At 34.0% G+C, this 21,875-nt stretch carries 15 protein-coding genes; 13 read left to right on the top strand and 2 right to left on the bottom strand.

The genetic code is table 11. The features are described from left to right. The first annotated feature begins 7 nt into the window (after nucleotides 1–7). The 6 genes from IEV84_RS12165 (at nucleotide 8) to IEV84_RS12140 (ending at nucleotide 6,237) form a co-directional block, all read left to right on the top strand. Nucleotides 8–1,576, top strand: coding sequence for a SusD/RagB family nutrient-binding outer membrane lipoprotein (locus IEV84_RS12165; protein WP_188494543.1), 1,569 nt, complete (start codon nucleotides 8–10; stop codon nucleotides 1,574–1,576). Between the two features lie 136 nt (nucleotides 1,577–1,712). Then, nucleotides 1,713–2,438: a copper homeostasis protein CutC gene (locus IEV84_RS12160; RefSeq protein ID WP_188494542.1), complete on the top strand. Its 726-nt coding sequence runs from the start codon at nucleotides 1,713–1,715 to the stop codon at nucleotides 2,436–2,438. A gap of 25 nt (nucleotides 2,439–2,463) precedes the next feature. Continuing rightward, a complete protein-coding gene (locus IEV84_RS12155) occupies nucleotides 2,464–3,795 on the top strand; it encodes a sugar MFS transporter (protein ID WP_188494541.1) in 1,332 nt (443 codons plus the stop codon). A gap of 12 nt (nucleotides 3,796–3,807) precedes the next feature. Continuing rightward, nucleotides 3,808–4,860, top strand: a complete 1,053-nt coding sequence (locus IEV84_RS12150; RefSeq protein ID WP_188494540.1) for a sialidase family protein — start codon at nucleotides 3,808–3,810, stop codon at nucleotides 4,858–4,860. A gap of 35 nt (nucleotides 4,861–4,895) precedes the next feature. Next, the gene (locus IEV84_RS12145) at nucleotides 4,896–5,228 is read left to right on the top strand and encodes an L-rhamnose mutarotase (protein ID WP_188494635.1); all 333 of its coding nucleotides are present in this window, start codon (nucleotides 4,896–4,898) and stop codon (nucleotides 5,226–5,228) included. Between the two features lie 28 nt (nucleotides 5,229–5,256). After that, complete coding sequence (locus tag IEV84_RS12140; protein ID WP_188494539.1) at nucleotides 5,257–6,237, top strand: M20/M25/M40 family metallo-hydrolase; 981 nt, start codon at nucleotides 5,257–5,259, stop codon at nucleotides 6,235–6,237. A gap of 167 nt (nucleotides 6,238–6,404) precedes the next feature. Here IEV84_RS12140 and glmM read toward each other — a convergent pair whose 3' ends face one another. Further along, nucleotides 6,405–7,778 (bottom strand): phosphoglucosamine mutase, encoded by a 1,374-nt coding sequence (gene glmM / locus IEV84_RS12135; RefSeq protein WP_188494538.1) that lies wholly within the window; start codon nucleotides 7,776–7,778, stop codon nucleotides 6,405–6,407. Nucleotides 7,779–8,214: 436 nt separating this feature from the next. On the opposite strand from glmM, the gene IEV84_RS12130 reads away from it, so the two are divergent. After that, nucleotides 8,215–8,871, top strand: a complete 657-nt coding sequence (locus tag IEV84_RS12130) for a sugar-binding protein (protein ID WP_188494537.1) — start codon at nucleotides 8,215–8,217, stop codon at nucleotides 8,869–8,871. A 3-nt stretch (nucleotides 8,872–8,874) separates the two neighbouring features. Here IEV84_RS12130 and IEV84_RS12125 read toward each other — a convergent pair whose 3' ends face one another. Beyond that, nucleotides 8,875–9,915 (bottom strand): LacI family DNA-binding transcriptional regulator, encoded by a 1,041-nt coding sequence (locus IEV84_RS12125; protein ID WP_188494536.1) that lies wholly within the window; start codon nucleotides 9,913–9,915, stop codon nucleotides 8,875–8,877. 300 nt (nucleotides 9,916–10,215) lie between these two features. Between IEV84_RS12125 and IEV84_RS12120 the strand changes: the two genes are divergently transcribed. The 6 genes from IEV84_RS12120 to IEV84_RS12095 all read left to right on the top strand — a co-directional run bounded on the left by IEV84_RS12120 (nucleotide 10,216) and on the right by IEV84_RS12095 (nucleotide 21,763). Continuing rightward, nucleotides 10,216–11,301 carry a mevalonate kinase family protein gene (locus IEV84_RS12120; protein ID WP_188494535.1) on the top strand — a complete coding sequence of 362 codons (1,086 nt, stop codon included), beginning with the start codon at nucleotides 10,216–10,218 and terminating at the stop codon, nucleotides 11,299–11,301. Between the two features lie 18 nt (nucleotides 11,302–11,319). Then, complete coding sequence (locus tag IEV84_RS12115) at nucleotides 11,320–12,207, top strand: sugar phosphate nucleotidyltransferase (protein WP_188494534.1); 888 nt, start codon at nucleotides 11,320–11,322, stop codon at nucleotides 12,205–12,207. A 19-nt stretch (nucleotides 12,208–12,226) separates the two neighbouring features. After that, the gene (locus IEV84_RS12110; protein WP_188494533.1) at nucleotides 12,227–13,150 is read left to right on the top strand and encodes an SDR family NAD(P)-dependent oxidoreductase; all 924 of its coding nucleotides are present in this window, start codon (nucleotides 12,227–12,229) and stop codon (nucleotides 13,148–13,150) included. Nucleotides 13,151–13,261: 111 nt separating this feature from the next. Further along, on the top strand, nucleotides 13,262–14,644 hold the full coding sequence (locus IEV84_RS12105; RefSeq protein ID WP_229732674.1) for a sugar MFS transporter: 1,383 nt from the start codon (nucleotides 13,262–13,264) through the stop codon (nucleotides 14,642–14,644). Between the two features lie 38 nt (nucleotides 14,645–14,682). Continuing rightward, nucleotides 14,683–16,611, top strand: a complete 1,929-nt coding sequence (gene nagB / locus IEV84_RS12100) for a glucosamine-6-phosphate deaminase (protein WP_188494532.1) — start codon at nucleotides 14,683–14,685, stop codon at nucleotides 16,609–16,611. Nucleotides 16,612–17,206: 595 nt separating this feature from the next. Next, nucleotides 17,207–21,763: a polysaccharide lyase family 8 super-sandwich domain-containing protein gene (locus tag IEV84_RS12095; RefSeq protein ID WP_188494531.1), complete on the top strand. Its 4,557-nt coding sequence runs from the start codon at nucleotides 17,207–17,209 to the stop codon at nucleotides 21,761–21,763. Nucleotides 21,764–21,875 lie beyond the last annotated feature (112 nt).

Genomic DNA, 21,875 nt, shown 5'->3' with positions numbered 1-21,875 from the left:
ATAAATTATGAAAAACAATATAGTTAAATTTTTAGCAGTAGCTTTCTTGTTTCAGTTAACAGGGTGTACAGGTGATTTTAATGAAGTAAATACAAATCCGAATACACTTACTTCTGATCAGTTAGATGCAACTATGGCAGGACCATCATTTGCAAATGCTTTATATAAAGGAATTGGTAATGCTTCATGGAGTTTACCTGGAGATGATTATGGAACTTATGGATTAGCTACAGCCCTACATTCAATGGTGTTTTCACATTATATGGCTTATCCTGGTGGTGCTACTGATGCAAATGGTGTTAATGATGGATGGAGAAGTAGAGGTTGGTTGCGATTTTATACAATTGCCGTTCCATCTCTTTTAAATACTTATAAAGCAGCAGCTGGAAACGCAGAAGCCTTAGCAGTTTTAGATATCTGGAAAGTGTATATGTTTCACAGATTTACTGATGAGTGGGGACCAATTCCTTATTCTCAGGCAGGTATTGGAGGTAAATCTGTAGCTTATGATTCTCAAGAAGCAATGTATACTGATTTCTTCAAACTTTTAGAGGCTGCTAATGCTACTTTGAGCGCTAGTTCAGCAACTACAGTTGGTGTATTTAAAGACTATGATGCTTTGTATAGCGGTAACATTGAACAATGGAGAAAGTTTGGAAATTCATTAAGATTGCGTTTAGCTTTAAGAATTTCTGATATTGATGCTGCAAAAGCAAAAACGCAAGCAGAAGCAGCTGTTACTGCCGGAGTAATGGTTTCAAATACTGATAATGCTTATTATAAAGTAACAAAAGATACTTATAATAACTTTGTGGATATTATGAAATACTGGGGTTTTTATATGACTGCAGATATGGAAAGTATTCTTAAAGGTTATAACGATCCTCGTATGGCAAAATGGTTTAGTCCTGTATTAGATAATACTTCTACGTACAAAGGACAATATGTAGGTTTACCAAATGGTATTGGATCAACAATTCCATATCAAGGTAAAAACTTTAGTGGAACGAATCAGGTAACTACATTTTCAGATAATGTTACAAAAGACATCGAAGTAATGATGGCTTCTGAGACCGATTTCAATCGTGCTGAAGGTGTTTTGAAAGGTTGGAGTATGGGAGGAACAGCGAAAGCATTATATGAAGATGGTATTCGTTTGTCTCTACAACAATGGGGTGTAACAGATGAAAGCCAAATAACTGCCTATATTGCAGGAACTACTACTGGTGCTGTACCTACATTTGGAAGTTTGTATACTGATTCTACACCACCTGTGAATGTACCAGTAGCATGGTCAGGAACTGTAGCAAATCAAAAGAAACAAATTGCAATTCAAAAATATTTAGGTCTTTTCCCAGAGTCATGGGAAGCTTGGTCTGATTTACGTAGAACAGATGCAAATATTTTATATCCTTTATTAACTACTGAGGATGCTACAATTGGAAAAGGAATCATGAAACGTATTACTTATTTACCTAATGAATATAGTACTAATGGTGATGCGGTTAATGCAGCAGTTCAATTGTTAGGAGGTGCTGATAAAGGAAGCACTAAACTTTGGTGGGACGTTAATTAATCCTTTTTTGAGATAATTTTTTAGTCTCTTTCATTTAATAATAAGAATAAAAGGAGAAGAAATTCTCCTTTTATTTTTTCTAAGTGTGCGAAATAAAATTTTCGCAATTCATTAGAACTCTTTTAAAAGTTATTTTATGCTTCTTGAAATTTGTGCTTCCTCTTATCAATCAGCAATAAATGCGCAAAATGCAGGAGCGCATCGAATCGAATTGTGTTCAGAACTAGCAGTTGGAGGAATTACACCTTCTTATGGTTTGATAAAAAAAGTGATAGAAAATCTTTCAATTCCTGTTCATGTTTTGATACGGCCGCGTAGTGGAAATTTTACGTATTCAGAAGAAGAGTTTGAAATTATAAAAACAGATATTAAGCTTTGTAAAGAATTGGGTTGTCATGGAATTGTTTCAGGCGTTTTGAAAGCCGATAATACAGTTGATGTTATCAGAACGCAAGAATTAATTGAATTGTCTAAACCTTTATCATTTACCTTTCACAGAGCTTTTGACTGGATAGAAAATTCTTTAGAAGCAGTTGAACAGCTTGTAATTATCGGTGCAAACCGAATTTTGACTTCTGGAAAGGAGCTTAAAGCCGAGGAAGGCATACAATTGTTACAAAATTTAGCAAAAAAGACCCAAAACAAGTTACTAATTCTTCCGGGAGGAGGGATCAATAAAGAGAATGCACTCTTGTTTAAAAATAAGGGATTTCAGGAAATTCATTGTTCGGCTTCCAAAATTGAACATCTAAAAGATGAAGGAAAAATTCCAATGAACAGTAGTACTTTTTTTAATGAAAATAGTATAGTTCATTCCGATTATGATAAAATTAAAAATATAGTTGATTTGATTCGTTCATGAAGAATCAAATTTTAAAAAATTAAATATGAATAGTAATAGTATATCGTCTTCTCAAACAAAAAATACAGCATTAATTCCAGTTATAATTATAGCGGGGCTATTCTTTATTTTTGGTTTTGTAACCTGGATTAATGGCGCTTTGATTCCATTTATGAAAACCATCAACGAATTAACGTCGGCTCAGTCGCTTTTAGTGGCTTCGGCATCTTATATTTCTTTTGTAGTGATGGCATTACCGGCATCTTTTATTTTATCCAAAGTTGGATATAAAAAAGGAATGTCCTTAGGTTTATTTATAATGGGAATTGGTGCTTTGGTATTTATACCCGCTGCCGAGGCAAGAACCTATTGGATGTTTTTGACGGGTATTTTTATTCAAGGTGCCGGAATGACTTTGTTACAAACAGCTTCTAATCCTTATATAACCATTTTAGGACCAATTGATAGTGCTGCTAAACGTATTGCTATTATGGGAATTGCTAATAAGGTGGCAGGAGCTTTGGGTTCTCTTATTTTTGGAGCTATTTTGTTATCCGGAATTGACGAAATCAACGAAAAATTAAATACAGTAAGCGCCATAGAAAAAGCCAAATTATTAAATACCATGGCCGATAGTGTGGTGATGCCTTATATTATTATGGCAATAGCTCTGTTTGTTTTGGGAATTTTAATTAGAAAAGCACCTTTGCCGGATGTTGAAGCTCAAACAGAAAGCGAATCTAAAGAAGGAGAAACTACTAAAACGAGTATTTTTCAGTTTCCGCATTTATGGTTGGGAGTGCTCACCCTTTTTATGTATGTAGGGGTTGAGGTTATTGCCGGTGATACCATTATTGCCTACGGAATTGCATTGGGTTTTCCGGCTGCTGATGCCAAATTTTTTACCACATTTACCCTAATGGCTATGGTGGCTACTTATGGTTTGGGAGCATTTTTAATTCCAAGATACATTAGTCAGGCATTTGCCTTAAAAGCGAGTGCTGTTTTAGGAATTCTGCTTTCTTTTTGTATTGTATTTTCTTCAGGACTTGTTTCCGTGTTGTTTGTTGCCGCTTTGGGTATTGCAAATGCTTTGGTTTGGCCTGCGGTTTGGCCATTAACATTAAAAGGTTTGGGCAAATTTACTAAAACTGCTTCGGCCTTATTGATTATGGCAATTTCAGGTGGTGCAATTATTCCGCCTTTGTACGGAAAATTAGTTGATGGAAATAAAGCGGAATATTTGGCACAAGGAATGAATGAAGCTTTAGCAACTGCAACCGCTTCGACTAAAGGTTATTGGATTTTGCTGCCATGCTATCTTGTGATTTTGTATTATGCTGTAGCAGGACATCAATTAGGATTAAGAAAAAAATAAATTAAAAATTTAATGATTTTAAAATTGAAATATTCCTCTTTTTTATTGTTTTTGGTTTGCGTTGGCTGTTCTTCGTTAAAGCAGTCACCAAAAGTAAATACTATCAGCAGTACTTTTATAACCGATCAGCCTATTACAAACAATAGTCATGCTGTTACATTAGCAGAAGTAAAGCCAAATGAAATCATGGCAGCCTGGTTTGGCGGAAAATACGAAGGAGCTAAAGATGTAGGTATTTATTTTTCTAAATACAAAGATAAAAGCTGGTCTGCACCGCAAAATCTGGTTTCACCTCTTATTCAACAGGGAGATACCTTGCCTTGCTGGAATCCTGTTTTATTTAAGAGTAAAAGTGAAAAGCTGTATTTGTTTTATAAAATTGGAAAAAATCCAAGAGAATGGTTTGGAGCGATGCTAATTTCGAAAGATAACGGAACAACATGGAGTAGTCCCAAATATTTGCCCAAAGGTATTTTAGGTCCTATAAAAAACAAACCAATCGAGATAACTTCGGGTGTTATTTTATGCGGAAGTAGTACTGAAAGTATTGAAAATAATGAATGGCGGAGCCATGTGGAAACTTATAATGAGACCACAGAAAAATGGACAAAAATAGCCATTGAAAACAAGCAGCATTTTGAAATTATCCAACCCACTTTTTTAGTGCATTCGGATAAAAAGGTGCAAATGTTGTTTAGAAGTAAACACAATAAACTCATAACGAGCTGGTCAGAAGATTATGGTAATAGCTGGAAAAATACCGATAGCATTGCTGTTGTGAATTCCAATTCAGGTATTGATGCCCTTACATTGAATAAAAAATCTTTTTTATTGGTTAACAATCCTTTGCCACAAGGAAAAGACTGGTTTTATGGACGCAATGTGTTGGATGTAGAGCATTCAAAAGACGGAATCCATTGGAAAAAGTTATTTGATTTGGAATACCAGCCTGAAGGCGAATTCAGTTATCCTGCAATAATCCAAAGCAGTGACGGAAAGATTCATGTTTTATACACTTATAATAGAAAGTATATTAAACATGTGGTATTTGAATTAACCAAATGATAGAGAAACGATAGTTTTATAAATAAGAATAAATGATGAAAAAATATTGTCTCGCATTAGATTTAATAGACGATCCCAATTTAATTGAGGAATACAAAGCCTTTCATAAAAATGTATGGCCTGAAATTATTGAAAGCATAAAGGAATCAGGAATCAGAAATCTGGAAATTTATATTGTCGCAAATCGATTGTTTATGATTATTGAAGCTGATGCTGCTTTTTCTTTTGAAGAAAAAGGAAAATTGGATGCTGCAAATCCAAAAGTTCAGGAATGGGAAGCATTGATGTGGAAATTTCAAAAAGCACTTCCGGGAGCTCAACCCGGTGAAAAATGGTTGCTGATGGATAAAATTTTCGAACTCAGCTAATTTTCGTTTTCATTTAAAAGATTCAAAGATGTTGTTTTTTAAAAAATCAGGTTTTACGTTTTTTTTAGTACTTTCAGTATGCTTTACGCTTAGTGTTGCTGCCCAAAATAACCGTTTGGCAAAAACATTTTACAAGCATGACAAATACCTTTCATCCGATAAAATGGAAGGTCGGTTTCCGGGAACAAAAGAGAATAATCATGCAGCCGTATATATTAAAAAATATTTCAGGAAATATGGTTTAGCAAAATTTGGAGCCAATTATTATCAGCCTTTTCAGTTGTTTGTAAAAGAAGGAATCAATAAGATGAAATCGGATACAGTAACGACTCAAAATGTGGTAGGTTTTATTGAAGGTTCAGATGAAAAATTAAAAAAGGAATATATTGTTATCGGCGCTCATTACGATCATTGGGGTTGGGGAGGAGTTGGTTCAGGCAGTAAAAAAAAGGATACTGTTGCCATTCACAACGGAGCCGATGATAATGCTTCGGGAGTTGCAGCTTTGTTGTGTATTTTGGAAAAAGTTGCAAAGTCTAAAGAAAAACTGAAAAGGAGCATCATTTTTGTCTCTTTCAGTGGAGAAGAAGAAGGTTTATTAGGGTCAAAATATTTTGTAAATCATTTACCAATACTTAAAAAAGCGGTCAAAGTAATGCTCAATATGGATATGGTAGGAAGATTGAATGCTGAAAAACAACTCTACATGGGCGGAGCAGGAACTTTTCCGGGAGGTGTTGCATTGATGAAAAAAATAGCAAAAAACAGCGATTTAAACCCGGTGATTCATGCCGGTGAAGTAGGAGGCTCGGATCATGTTTCGTTTTACAAGGCTGGGATTTCAGCAGTAGGTTTTCATACGGGAGGACATCCGCAGTATCATACTCCCGAAGATGATATTGAACGGATTAATTTTGAAGGAGGTGCTTTGGTTTCTCAGTATATTTATAATGCCTTAATTGCAATTGCAAATGATTCGCAACCATTGTATTTTATAGAACAGGACTAATTTGTAATAGGATTAGTTTTCTTATTATTAGTTAGATTTTGAATGCTGGTTTGATATAGAAAGTAGATTTTTGTAGTCACCGGTGTATAAAAAAATATTTTAATCCGCTGAATGTAATCATGAAAATAACCTAAATACATTCAACGGATTTTTTGGGTTTTAAAGATTTAAACTACCAAATCACTAATCTCTAACGCAATTGCCTTAGCTTTTTCATAGGTATTGGCTTCTGAATAAATTCGTAAAATAGCTTCAGTATTTGATTTTCTTAGGTGAACCCAACTGTTGCCTATTTCGATTTTGATTCCATCGATAGTGATGATAGGATAATTTGAGAATTTTTCTTTTATTTTTTCCAAAATTTTGTCCATTGATAAGTTGGCAGGAAGATCGATTTTGTGTTTGTACATGGCATATAATGGCAATCTTCCTTTTAATGCAGATAATGAAAGATTAGATTCAGCCATATAGCTTAATAAAAATCCAATGCCAACTAAGGCATCTCTTCCGTAATGCAGTTCAGGATATATTACTCCGCCGTTTCCTTCTCCGCCAATTATAGCATTTACTTCTTTCATTTTTTCGACCACATTTACTTCTCCCACAGCGGCCGTATAATATTTTCCTCCTCTTGCTTCTGTAATATCTTTTAGAGCTCGGGTTGAGGATAAGTTAGAAACTGTATTTCCTTTTTGATGTGATAATATATAATCAGAAATTGCAACTAAGGTATATTCTTCATTAAATGGTTCACCATTTTCGCAAATAACAACCAATCTGTCAACATCTGGATCTACAGCAATACCAATATCAAAGTTCCCCTCTTTCATCCTTGCGATTAATTCGGTTAAGTTTTCTGTAAGTGGTTCTGGGTTATGTGCAAATTGGCCTGTAGGTTCACAATGCAATAATTCAACCTGATCTACTCCCAGGCTGTTCAACAATAAAGGAACTGCAATTCCGCCGGTAGAATTTACCGCATCGATGACTACCTTGAATTTTCTTTTACTGATTGCTTCGGTGTTGATTAAAGGCAAGACTTTGATTGCTTCAATATGATAGTTAAAATAATCATTATTTACTGTGTAACTGCCTAAATTATTTACATCGGCATATTGATAATTTTCGGACTCGATGCTTTCTAAAATAACCGTTATATCTTTGGCCGAAATAAATTCTCCTTTTTCATTCAGTAGTTTTAAGGCATTCCATTCTTTAGGATTATGACTTGCCGTTAAAATGATGCCTCCTAAAGCTTTTTCGGCAACTACCGCCATTTCTACTGTTGGCGTTGTTGATAAGCCTAAATCGACAACATCTAATCCCATTGATTGTAGTGTACCACTCACAATCTTAGATACTATTTCACCCGAAAGGCGGGCATCTCGACCAATTACTATTTTTTTTCTCGTAGCATCTTTAGATTTTAACCAATAGGCAAAAGCTGCTGTAAAAGTTACTATATCATTTGGAGTAAAAGCATTTCCGACTGTTCCGCCAATGGTTCCTCTTATTCCTGAGATGGATTTTATTAGAGTCATAATTACTGATTTTATTAAAAATTAATTGTTTTTAGATTTTTTGAAGCAAAATTGGTGTTGGTTAAATAGTTTTATTTACACAAAAAGATATTCGTCAATAAGGAAATATTTGATTTTCTTTTTTGAAAGATTTTGAAATAATTTTGGAACTAAAAACAGAAATAAATAAATTGTTTTTTTTATCTATTTTTTAGTTTAACTATCTTAAAATCAGTTTTTTATTTGTTGTTTTTTGTAGCGGAAGTAGTCTTGTTATTGGACAAAATTAACGATATGAAATTAATATTACAAGAAAACGTGTTGAAAATGTTCTCGAGCACACTATATTTGTATTTCAAATAATAAAAGCTTATTTGAACTATTTAATTATCAAAATAAGAAGTTGTAATTAATAATATGATATAGTATTTGTTTTTAAATTTTTAAAACTGATAACATGAAAAAAGAGAATAATATTTATAAAGTCAATTTGATTGAGAGTGCTAGTGCTAAATTAAAAATCACAGGAAAAGGGGAGAGTGAAGCTTGGGGAAGATCGGAGGTGTTGACTCAGTTTCTTTCACCTTGGGACACAAAAGAGCCTTCACGAATAGAATTTAGAGCCTTATGGGACGGAATACATTTCTTTTTTTGTTTTACTGTATTTGATACAAATATCCATATTGATACAAAAGACAATAGTGTGGATAGTATTGGGAATTCTGACAGAGTTGAACTTTTTTTTAGACCAGATGATTCGTTAAATCCCTATTATTGTTTGGAAATTGATACTTCGGCAAGAATAATGGATTTTATTGCCTATCCAGATAAAAAATTTGATTTTAACTGGAATTGGCCAAAAAAAGATATTACTGTTCAATCCTCAAAAAATGAGAAAAGCTTTACTGTAGAAGGAGCGATAAGTCTGGATTCGCTTAAGAAATTGAATTTAATAAAAGAGAATAAAATTGAAACTGGAATTTTTAGAGCAAAATACAATTCGGAAAATGGAATTAATTTTGAGCCAACTTGGATTTCCTGGGTAAATCCTAATACAGAGACTCCTAATTTTCATATTTCATCTTCTTTTGGAGTGTTACATTTAATGTCTTAAAAATTATTCCATGTAATAACTTGCGTTTTCTGAGTTAACAATATCAATAGGTAAAAGAGTTGTATTGTTAATTTCTTTTCCAAAAACGAAATAATCTACTAAAAAACTTATCCCCAGATAAACTTGTTGTTTTGGATTTTGATTAATCAAGAAATCAATGGTGCCTTGGTTTAGATAATTTATATTTTTGTCTAATAAATCATATCCAATAATTGAAATTTTATTTTGGCTTGTTTCTTGAATGATTTCGGCTATTTGATATGCTTTTGATGTTGTAATAAATAAACCTGTAAGGCTAGGGTTTTCTTTGAGAAAGTCTGTAAATTTTATTTCGTAATTTGTTCTTTTTAGATTTAAAGTAATTATGTTATAATCTGCATTTTCCTTTTGTGCAAAATAATTTCTAAATCCTTTTTCTTTTTCCTGCATGTGAATGGCATTCTTGAATTTTTCATCAATATGGATAATGGCAATTTGTCCCTTTTGAGCAATGACTTCCATTAATTTAGCAGCAATTCTTCCGCTTTGTTGTAAATCCTGACCCACGAAATTTTTAACTTCGCCTGATTCTACCTGGTTGTTAAAGGTGTTAACTAATATATTGTGTTTGTTGTATTTCTCTACAGCATTTTGAGCCTCTTTATAAAATATCGGAGCTAATAAAACCGCATCAGGAGCTAAATCCAAAACCGTTTTATTTACAGCTATAAATGATTCCGTGTTTTCGGGATCAAAATAATAAGTACTGATTGATAAGTTAAAGGCTTTAAATTCTTTTTTAGCTTCTTCTATTCCTTTTATACAAGGTAGCCAAAAAGAATCACTAGCTGGATCCGGGAGCACTACACAAACAGTGTAGATTTTATTGTTTTTAAGATTTCGGGCAATTAGATTGGGTTCATAGTCTGCTTGCTCCAGCACAGCATTTATACTGTCTAGTGCTTTTTGTGAAACTTTTCCTCTTTTATGTAATACTCTGTCAACAGTTCCTTTTGAAACACCTGCTAGTTGAGCAATGTCTTTTATCGTAAGTTTTTTATTCATTTTGTACAAATATATAAAAGTTTGAACTTTTCCTGATTAACGGAATCCAGCAATGAGTGTTTTCATTATGAAATAGGGTCTAATTCAGATTCCAATATTACACTTTTTTTTTTGTTTTTTCTTTTATTTGTGTGCTCGAGAACATTATTTTAGTGTGTTCGAGCACATTTTTTGGTTTTTTCCTTGTTTTAATAAAATTAAATCTATAGTTTCGCAATGTGAAATATAATTTTGATGTTGGTTTTAGTAGTTGGTTTGTTGTTTAAGTAGTTGTTTAGTAGTGTTTTAAATAAAGATAAAATGAAAAAAATTATATCATTAGCACCTGGAAGAACATGTCTGTTTGGAGATCATCAGGATTATCTGGGATTACCTGTTATTGCCTGTGCTATTAGTAGAAGTATAAAGCTTACTGCTGTACAAAATTGTACAGGAGTATTTAAGCTGAGTATGGTGGATATTGACCAGATAAGAATCATTGATATTAATGAAATTTTTTCGGAATTAGAACCACGTGATTATTTTGCTTCTGCACTGAGGGTTCTTAGAAGATATGGTTGTATTCCTAATGTAGGATATGATATTACTGTGACAGGAGATATTCCGATAAATTCCGGTACCTCAAGTTCATCGGCTTTGTTGTTGGCATGGATTAATTTTTTAGTAACAGCTTTTGGTGTAAATGAAGAAGTGACACCTGAATTTATTTCTAAAATGGGATACTTGTCAGAAGTGGTGGAACACGGTGAACCTGGAGGGATGATGGATCATTATAGTATTGGTGTGGGTAACGTGGTGTATATAAATACCGTGAGTCCTTTTTCTTTTACAGTGATTGGGAAACAGCTAGATGGTCTTGTTACAGGAGTATCAGGAGTACCAAAAGAGACCATTGGTTTAATAGGGGAATTGAAAGGAAATGCATTATTGGCAATCGAAATTTTAAAAGAAAATTTTAAAGATTTCGATTTGAATACGACTGAAATCGAAGATTTAAAGAAGTATTGCGACTTTTTGCCAGATCGATTGATTCCTTATTTTAAGGCAGCAGTTAAAAATCATCATTATACTAAAATGGCTCTGATTGAATTTCAAAAAACTTCTCTTGATTTAAAAAAGATAGGCGAATTAATGAACGGACATCATGCGGTTTTGAGAGATTTATTAAAAATAACTGTTCCAAGAATTGATGCCATGATTGACGCAGCACTAAAAGCGGGTGCTTATGGAGCTAAAATAGTGGGTTCAGGAGGAGGAGGTAGCATCGTTGCTATGGCCGAACCAGGAAAAGAATCTCAGGTGGTAGAAGCAATGTTGGCTGCAGGAGCTGTTGCAGCTTATGCCGTAAATGTGGATCCGGGAGCTAGAATAGTAAATACATTTTAAAATTTTAAATAAAAAAATATGCATGACAATTTAATAATTTTAGCAGGAGGAGCTTCTTCGAGAATGAAAAAAGAAGCGATAGTAGAAAATTTGACCAAAGAGGAAATTGCACAAGCTAACGAAAGAAGTAAAGGCTTAATAGGTGTAGGGCCTAATGGAAGACCATTAATGGATTATCTTTTGTTAAATGCTAAAAGGGCTGGATATAAAAACATCTATATCATCATAGGAGAGCAGGGAGATTTATTTAAGGCTTTTTATGGTGATAAAGACAAGGATAATGATTTTTATGGTCTAAATATTTCTTTTGCTGTCCAATATATTCCAGAAGGAAGAGTGAAACCATTTGGAACTGCCGATGCGTTATTTCAGGCAGTAGAACAATATCCGGAATTAAACACTCAATTTTATTCGGTGTGTAACAGTGATAATTTATATTCATCAGAAGCATTGTATGCACTTCGTGAAACGAATAGTCCTAATGCTTTTATTAGTTACGACCGTGATGCAATGGAGTTTCCTTCAGAGCGTATCTCACGTTTTGCAGTTGCAAAATTAAATGAAGATAACTTTCTTCTTGATATTATCGAAAAACCAGAGGCCGCCATTGTGGAATCTTTTAAGGATGCTAGCGGGAAAATCAGAGTAAGTATGAATGCCTTTAAGTTCAAAGGAGATACTTTATATCCATATCTGAAAAATTGTCCTGTTCACCCTGAAAGAGACGAAAAGGAATTGCCAACAGTGCTTTTGAATTTATTACAGGATTTCCCTAATACTGCATTGGGAATCCCTTTTTCAGAACACGTTCCTGATTTAACTGCAAAGGAAGATATTGTAGAAGTGAAAGCCTATTTGAAAAAACATTTCCCTGTATTGGATTGGAATAATCCAGTTTTAATTTAAAATATTTAAAGAAAGCAAAATGAAAAAATATGTAATCACAGGAGGTGCCGGATTTATTGGGAGTCATATTGCAGAACACTTATCTGCTGAAGGGCATCAGGTCATTGTTTTAGATAGCTTAAGAACCGGATTCGAAAAAAATCTCGAAGGACTAAATGTTCAATTTGTTAATGGAGATATCAGAGATAAAAATCTTGTGGAAGAACTGGTACAAGATGCGAGCGGTATTTTTCACTTAGCTGCTTTAGTTAGTGTTCCCGAATCCTTATTGCGTTTGGATGAATGTATTGATATCAACACCATCGGAACAATTAATATTCTGGAAGCTGCAAGAAAAAACAATGGTTGTAAAGTAGTGCTTTCTTCTTCGGCTGCTAATTATGGTAATAACCCGGTTTTGCCTAAAGTAGAAACCATGATTCCCGAACCAATGACTCCTTATGCAATCACAAAATTAGATGGCGAATTCTATTTGAAGATGTATCAGGATCAATGGAATGTTCCAACAGCTTCATTGCGATATTTTAATGTCTTTGGACCAAGACAAAATCCTCAATCAGCTTATGCGGCAGCGGTGCCTATTTTTATTAATAAAGCACTTCAAAACCAGCCGATAACCATTTATGGTGATGGTTCTCAAACTAGGGATTTTATTTATGTAAAAGACGTGGTAAAAGCAAATATTTTGGCTTCTCAAATTGGGAATGAAACCTATAATGTTGCTTTGGGTTACAGCACTTCTATTTTAGAATTAGCAGAAAAAATAATTGAAATCACTAATTCTAAATCTCAAATACGATTCTTAGAAGAACGTTCGGGGGATATTAAGCATTCAAAAGCAGATCCATCAAAATTCAATGATTTAGGATTTAAACCGGGACATTCTATCGAAAGTGCTTTAGAAGAAACGATTCGTTTTTATCATCAGGAGTTGTTAAAATAGTAAAGAAAATTTTTAGGCTACTAAGCTCCTTTATCCAAATAAGAAGAAAAAGTGCTAAAGATATTTCAACGAATAAATGCAATAAAAATATTAATTAATCAAGATAAAATCATGGTGCAAGCTGAAAGTGTATTACAAACGAGCCGAAGTAACGTCTTTGTTCCGATGGCTATTTTAACCCTATTGTTTTTTATTTTAGGGTTTGTTACTTGGTTGAATGGGCCTTTAATTCCATTTTTTGAAATAGCCTGTGATTTAAGTGGTTCACAAGCTTATTTTGTAGCTTTTGCTTTTTACATTGCCTATTTTGTAATGGCTATTCCGTCTTCTTGGATAATAGAAAAAGTAGGTTATAAAAATGGTATTTCGCTTGGACTTATTGTAATCGCTATTGGGGCATTTATGTTTTATCCAGCGGCTGAAATGAGAACCTTTCTTTTGTTTTTAGTGGCTTTATTTATTATGGGTTCGGGATTGGCTATTTTGCAAACGGCTGCAAATCCTTATGTTGTTGTTATCGGGCCTAGAGAAAGTGCTGCTGCAAGAATTAGTGTGTTAGGTATCGCTAATAAATTAGCAGGTTTTGTTGCACCACTAGTATTGACAGCCTTGGTTTTGTCAAATATGAAAGACTATACTAAGGAAAAAATAGCTATGCTTGATGAGGTTGCTAAATCACAAACCTTAGATTTACTGACACTTCAATTGCAAACCCCTTATGTTTATATGGGAATTGTAATTGTTGCTTTGGCCATTTTAGCAAAATTGTCTCCTCTTCCTGAAATAGATTTAGATGAGGATGGGCATGTAGCCGATTTGAGTGTTTACAAACAAATTAAAAACGCATCTAGATATCCACAACTTGTTTTGGGAGCAGTAACTTTAATGTTATATGTTGCTGCTGAGGTTATAGCGGGAGATACTATTGGAACTTTTGGAAAACAACTCGGAGTTTATGGCGAAAACGGGGATTTTTATCTTAAGTTGACCTCGTTTACCATGACAGCAATGTTGGTTGGTTACATTGTTGGAATCACATTAATACCAAAATACTTATCTCAGGTTAATGCATTAAAAATTTCCGGTATTTTGGGCGTGATTTTAGTGTTTTCAATTGTATTGCTGTCTCCGAGTATTATGATCCAATTACCTTTAATTCCCGCTTTACCTTTAGTAATTATTTTAGTCGCTTTATTTGGTTTGGTTAATGCGCTTTGTTGGCCTGCAATATGGCCACTGGCTCTTCAAAACTTAGGAGGATACACAAAAATTGGTGGAGCAATACTTATTATGGCCATTATAGGTGGCGCAATTTTTCCTTTATTATATGGGCTTTTAGCAGAAAGTATCAATGTGTCTAATGAAGCTACAGCGGCTTTAGCAACAGCAAAAACGGGAAATCAAATAGCTTATTTAATGCTTTTACCCGCTTATTTAATGATTTTCTTTTTTGCCCACAAAGGACATAAATATACCAGCTGGTCAAGAAAATAGACGAATTACTACAATATAAATTTTAAAAATAAACTAAAATGTTAAAAAGTAATATAGACAAATCTACAGGATTTGAGAAACGATTTGAAAATATTGATACAGTCGTTTTTGAAAATTCAACAGAAGCTTCTAAGGCTGTTGCCCAACAAATAGCGACACTTATCAAATCGAAACAAGAAAATAATGAGTTATGTGTTTTAGGTTTAGCAACTGGTTCTTCACCTAAAGGATTATATTCCGAATTAGTGCGTCTGCACAAAGAGGAAGGTTTGAGTTTTAAAAATGTGGTTTCATTCAACCTGGATGAATATTATCCAATGGAACCCGATTCGATAAACAGCTACGTGCGATTCATGAAAGAATTACTGTTTAATCATGTCGATATTCTACCTGAAAACGTACATATTCCCGATGGAACTTTGTCAAAAGAAGAAATAGCCGATTATTGTGCCAATTACGAAGCTAAAATTGAAGCTTTGGGTGGAATTGATTTGCAAATTCTTGGAATTGGAGGTAATGGTCATATCGGATTCAACGAATCAGGTTCTTTACAGAATTCAAAAACCAGATTAGTAGCCTTAGATCATATTACAAGAGTAGCAGCCAGTAATGATTTTTCAGGACTAAGTAATACACCAAGGACTGCAATTACACTGGGAGTGAAAAAGATAATGGAAGCCAAACAAGTAATCTTAATGGCTTGGGGTGAAGGAAAATCAAACATCATTCAAAAATCGGTTGAAGGTGAAGTGACTAATCAAATACCGGCTTCTTTTTTACAGGAACACAACAATGCTGTTTTTGTTTTAGATAAAGAAGCTTCTTCAAAACTAACAAGAATCAACACACCTTGGTTAGTTGAAAAAATTGTTTGGACTGACAAATTAATTCGAAAAGCAGTTTTAGGATTGGCATTAAAATTAGAGAAACCTATTTTGATGTTGACAGACGCGGATTATATTGAAAACGGAATGAGTGATTTATTGGCCGATTCGGGACCGGCTTACGATATTAATATTAAAATCTTCAATAAACTGCAAAATACTATCACAGGATGGCCTGGAGGAAAACCGAATGCAAATGACGAAAACCGACCTGAAAGAGCCGAACCTTCAAGAAAAAGAGTATTACTTTTTAGTCCGCATCCTGACGATGATATCATCAGTATGGGAGGGACTTTTATGAGATTGCAAGAACAGGGACATGAAGTACACGTAGCTTACCAAACTTCCGGAAATATTGCCGTTGCTGATGATGAGGCACTTCGTTTTGCCAATTTTGTTTGCGATTACAATGAAAAATTTGGAATTAAAAGCCCTGAAGCTGAAACCATTTTTAAAAAATCCATTGCCTTTCTTAAAAATAAAAAGAGCAGTGAGATTGACATTCCCGAAGTTCGTTATATAAAAGGTTTGATTCGAAAAGGGGAAGCCCGTGCAACCAGTCACTATGTTGGTTTATCTGATGATCAAATCCATTTTATGGAGTTACCATTTTATGAAACAGGTGCAATTAAAAAGAACCCTATTGGTCAGGATGATATTCAAATTACGATGGATTTGATTGAGAAAATTCAACCACATCAGATTTATGCTGCCGGTGATTTAGCCGATCCACACGGAACACACAAAGTATGTTTGGATGCTATTTTTGAAGCAGTAAAAAATCTAAAACCTAAGGATTTTATGAAAGATTGTTGGTTGTGGTTGTACAGAGGAGCCTGGCAGGAATGGGGAATTGATGAAATTGAAATGGCAGTGCCTATGAGTCCTGATCAGGTTTTAGCCAAAAGACACGGGATTTTCAAACATCAATCTCAAAAAGACGGTGTGGTATTCCAAGGATCAGATGCCAGGGAATTTTGGCAAAGAGCCGAAGACCGAAATAAAGAAACAGCAGCGTTATATGATAAGCTAGGACTTTCCAGTTATGCTGCTATGGAAGCTTTTGTGAAATGGGAGTATTAATTAATTTCCACTATAATCTAATAAACAAATTGCTGTAATAGTGAGACGTTTTATACAGCTATCTAAGCATTTTTTTGGTTGAATGGATTAGATTTGTTTTAAAAACAATAATCTTTTGGTTTATTTTTTAACCTCAAAAGTGTCAACTTTTGAGGTTTTTTTTGGTTTCAGTTTTAAGTTTTTATTTTTTGTCAGTCATGTTTACAATGAGCACTTTACAGGGAGGATTTGTTTCTTAATCTGTTGATTCTTTTATCAAAGAATAAATTTAAAGAGAAGTTCTCAAACTAGCTTTTATTTTAATGTTCTGTAGTTTTATTCTTTAAAAACATCTATTTGTGGACGATTTTCATGGAAGTTTGGACAATATTGCGAATCGTTCACTATCGAATAAAATAATTTTGGGTACATACTAATAACCCTAAATATGCTTTAAAGCAATGAAACTAAAATTATACTGCCGTTTATTTATTTTTTTTCAAAGTCCAATTAAAGCAACTAAGTGGATGAATTTGTCTTATTGTTTTTAAATTAATTACATGATTTAAAGAACACATTTACTTGACTATTTTAACTAATCAAAAACCCTTATAAAATGAAAACTAAAATTACTTTGCTATTGATTTATTTGGTTTTAATATCCCATGGAATCAATGCCCAGATTACAATCGACACTAATAATTTTAATTGGTCCAAAATTGAAGATAGCAGTCCGGTAACTTTAAATTATACCGATGCCGATAATGGAGATGGACTTAATGATGGTGCGATGCTTCTTAAATCAAGTGCTACTACGCCAGCATTACAAGGATTACAATATTCACTGGGCGGAAATCCGCAAACAGCTGAACAAATTAATCTTGAAGTAAAATATTTTCAAATAGGTTCTTCGTTTTTAAAATTCAAAATTCAGGTTTATAATGCAACCGATAATCTTGTTTTGGGAGAATCAGCTATTTTCACGACTGCGGCTGGAGTTGTTGGAACCGCTACATTTGCTTATACGTTTACTGCTTCAAGTGTAGGGGACCAAATCATCGTTAGATTTGTTCGAGCAGATGACCTGAATCCCGTGCGTCAAGCAGGAATTGATTATTTAAAAGTAAGCGGACAATTCATTAGTATGCAGGCGCCACTAGTTCCTTTTGATACAGATGTTTACAATTGGACTAAAATTGAAAATAGTAGTGGAGTAGTTTTTGTTACAAATGATGCCGATAATGGTGATGGTCTTAATGATGGGGCAATACAAATTAAAGGAACTGCAAATACGCCAGCTTTACAAGGTGTTCAGTATTTGTTAACAGGAAATCCTATTAGCGGTGGGCAAATTAGTATAGAAACAAAGTATTATTCAAATAGTTCATCATTTGCAACATTCAAAATGCAGGTTTATAATGTAACTGATAATATTGTTTTGGCAGAATCAACAGCGATTACAGTTTCAGCAAATTCAGCTCCTGCATCCGCTTTACTTTCTTATATATTTACTGCTTCTAGTGTTGGTGATCAAATAGCCGTACGATTTGTTCGTGCAGATGACCTAAATCCCGTTCGTATAGCTGCATTAGATTATGTGAAAGTAAACGGTAAATTTGTTACTATGGAACCGCCAGTGCTATGTTCCCCAACATTTAGTTTTGATTTACCGCTTACAACTGCCACTCCTTCAGAAATAAATGATTTGGTTGCAATCCGTGCTAGTTTGTCAAATCAACTTTTAGGAACAACTCCTCCTTCAGCAAGTCAAATGACTACTGCTATTAGCCAGTATAACGCTTTGAATATTATGGTTACAGGGAATAAAATAACTGGAAACCCAATAACTGACGATGCTCAAATTAGTTTTTTGAAAATGTTTGCCCGTTATTTGAAATTTAACCCAAATGATACTAGTGTAAGTGATATGGCAATGAAAACGGTTTGGTATGCAACTGTTCAAAATTGTAATAAGATAAATTCAGCTTTGACTTTTTATAACTATCCTACGCTTTCACAGGGCGCTATCTTTTTAAATAGTTACCTTCCTGATAGTGTGAAAGATTTATTTGGGAATACACTTCAAACTGAAACAGAGTCATTCAAATATCTTTTTGAACCCAATTACGACTTTAATACCACTCAAAGTAATGGGGCAATCAATACTGATACAATGTACCTCAATATTGATATTTTGTTAGCTTACTCAGATTGGTTTAAAACCAATGACGAAAAAATACGTTTTTTAAAAACGGTTAAGAGATATATTGACCGTTTCTTAATCTATACTTATGGTCAAAAAGATGGCTTGAAAAAAGACGGTTTAGGAAATCACCATAATAACAGTTATGATGGTTATATGTATGCTTATGCAACTGTTTCAAGAGCTATAAAATCTATGGAAGGAACTGGTTTTCAAATTGACCAGCCTTCATATATGAGATTTAGAGATGCAGTTTATGCACAAACTATGTATTCTAATGATGCAGGTGTAAAGCCATTTGCACTAGCGGGAAGAAATCCGCAAACTAAAACTACTTCTTTAGCGTCAAGTACTCTAGCTAATACTGCTATATTTGGTGGAAAAATTTTAGGATTAGAGAGTGCTGATCCTGCATTAGCGGGAATTTACAATAGAAAATATGGAGTTAATAACAATTTCAATAATAGTACCGTTGCTCCATTTGAAGAAGCTTACATCCAATTTAACTACGCCAATTTAGGTATATATAGAAAAAACAATTGGGTAGCTTCGATGAAAGGACAATCAGATATATTGTGGGGTTCTGAGATTTATATCAATCAAAATAGATTTGGAAGATATCAAAGTTACGGAGCATTGGAAATTATATATCCTGGGAATGCCACAACAGGAAATGGATATAGCGATATAGGATGGGACTGGAATTACAATCCTGGAGCAACAACTATAGTATTGCCTTGGGACAAGTTGCATGCAGAAAAAGAACGAATTGATGAAACCAATACCTATGGTTTTGCGGGTTCTTTAGCATTAAATCAATTGAATAAAAGTGTTTTGTCTCATACTACAGGACAATCCGGATTGTTTGCAATGAAATTTAAAGAAAAAAGTAGCACAGGATTTGGAGGTACTTATGGACCAAGTACCCATAATGGCACTTTTGAATTTACTAAAACTTATTTTGCTATTGATGATTTCATTATTTGTTTAGGTAACAGTATTAAGAATAATGATACTGCTAATCCTACCGTAACGACTTTGTTTCAAAGACTGAATAACAATACGATTGATGTTTTGGTAAATGGAGAGGTAAAAACGAACCAAAGTGAGGATTCGTTTACTGATGCTTCGGCTAACTGGATTATTGATAATTACAACACCGGTTATTATGTTTTACCCAATTCCGGAATTTTGAAAATCAGAAATTCTAACCAAATTACACCTTATCAAAATCAAACTACGCCATCACAAGCTACTATAGATAGTAATGTCGGAAACAACTACCATCTTGCATATTTGGATCATGGAACTTCACCAACGAACAGTTCCTACGAATTTGTTTGTATTCCTTCAGCTAATACATCCAGAATGACAACATTTGCTCAACAAATGCAATCTGCTGAAAAACCGTATGTTGTACATCAAAACAATGCTAACCAACAGATAATCGAGCACAAAGTATCAAAAACCTGGGCTTATGCTTTGCCGTCTGCGAATGCTTCAATTACTGATGGAGTGCTTAAAGCAAATGATTTGCCATGTTTGGTGATGTATAAAGGATTGAATGCAAATTCTTCTGAAATAATTCTTTCGGTTAGTAATCCTGATATGGGAGCTAATCCTTCTGAATCAAAAGTAATTACTTTAAACTTAAATTATGAGTGGAATATAACACAGGCAAATCCTAATGCCAATATTGGTTCTGCTTCCGCAAATGGAACGACAATTTCATTTACTGTTGCTGATGGTTTTCCGGTTGAAATAAAATTGACAATGGCGAATCCTTGTGTTTTGCTTAATGCAACTCCTGTGACTCCAACGGTAGAGATTGCTCAGCCAACTTACACTGTAGCAACCGGAAGTATCACTGTAACAAGTGCTATAGAAAACCTGAGTTTTAGTTTAGATGGAATTACATTTGAAAATACGACAGGTATTTTCGGAAATTTAGCTTCAGGAGATTATACTGTGTATGCAAAAAATACAGATGGTTGTATTTCTGTTGGAGCTAACGTTACAATAAATCCACAACCCCTTGCTCCAACAGTATCAATTAGTTCGCCTTTGGCAAATACCAGTTATACTTCACTTGCAAGTATTACGATTACTGCCGATGCTGCCGATGCTGATGGTAGTGTTACAAAAGTGGAATTCTTCAATGAAACCACTAAATTAGGTGAAGATTTAACTGCTCCTTACAGTTTCAACTGGAATAATGTTAGTGCAGGTTCTTATAGTATAACAGCAAAAGCTACTGATAATGATAATGCTGTAAAGGTTTCTGAAACTGTAAATGTAAACGCAATATGTCCTTCAGTACAAGTAAGTATTCCGGATGTATATGCTATGAACCCGGCTATAGATGATAAAAACACAATCTATCTGGGATACGGACCTACATCGATTACCTTAAATACATTAGTGCAAGGTGACCAAAATGTTTCCTATAACTGGAACACTGGAGCAACTACACAATCTATTTCGGTTTCTCAGGCTGGTACTTATACAGTAACAGTTTCGTATGCTGGTGGATGTCAAACTACAGCTTCAATTACAATCGATATTCTTGATGTAAGATGCGGGAATGACAATACGAAAGTACAGATTTGCCATAACAACAAGCTTATCTGTGTGGCTCAGTCTGCAGTTCAGTCTCATTTGGATCATGGCGATAAGCTAGGTTCTTGCAGTGAGACATCAAAAACAGCATCTAAAGAAGAAGTAGCAAGTTCGTCTAACTTTACTGTGTATCCTAACCCTGTTGAGGATTATTTCAGCATTAGCCTATCATCTCTTTTAGATCCAAATGCAAAGATTAGTATCTATAATAGTGTTGGTAATAAGCTTCGTGAGCTTCGTTTTACAACTCTACCGCAGCAGGTTTATGTCGCGGATTTGCCATCAGGAAATTACATTGTAGTAGCTCAAAATGGTTATGAGACTTTTAGAAGCACAATTGTTAAACAATAAAATTAAATAATAGTTGACTTAGTATATTCCTAATCAAAAAGACTCTGGAAGTTTTGATTGGAAGTTAATATTAAAATATATTACTTACCTTAATTCCTTAGAATTGAATAAT

Origin of the sequence: Flavobacterium palustre (assembly GCF_014639535.1) — a bacterium.
Classification (GTDB): domain Bacteria; phylum Bacteroidota; class Bacteroidia; order Flavobacteriales; family Flavobacteriaceae; genus Flavobacterium; species Flavobacterium palustre.
This window is presented reverse-complemented; position numbering and strand designations above follow the sequence as displayed.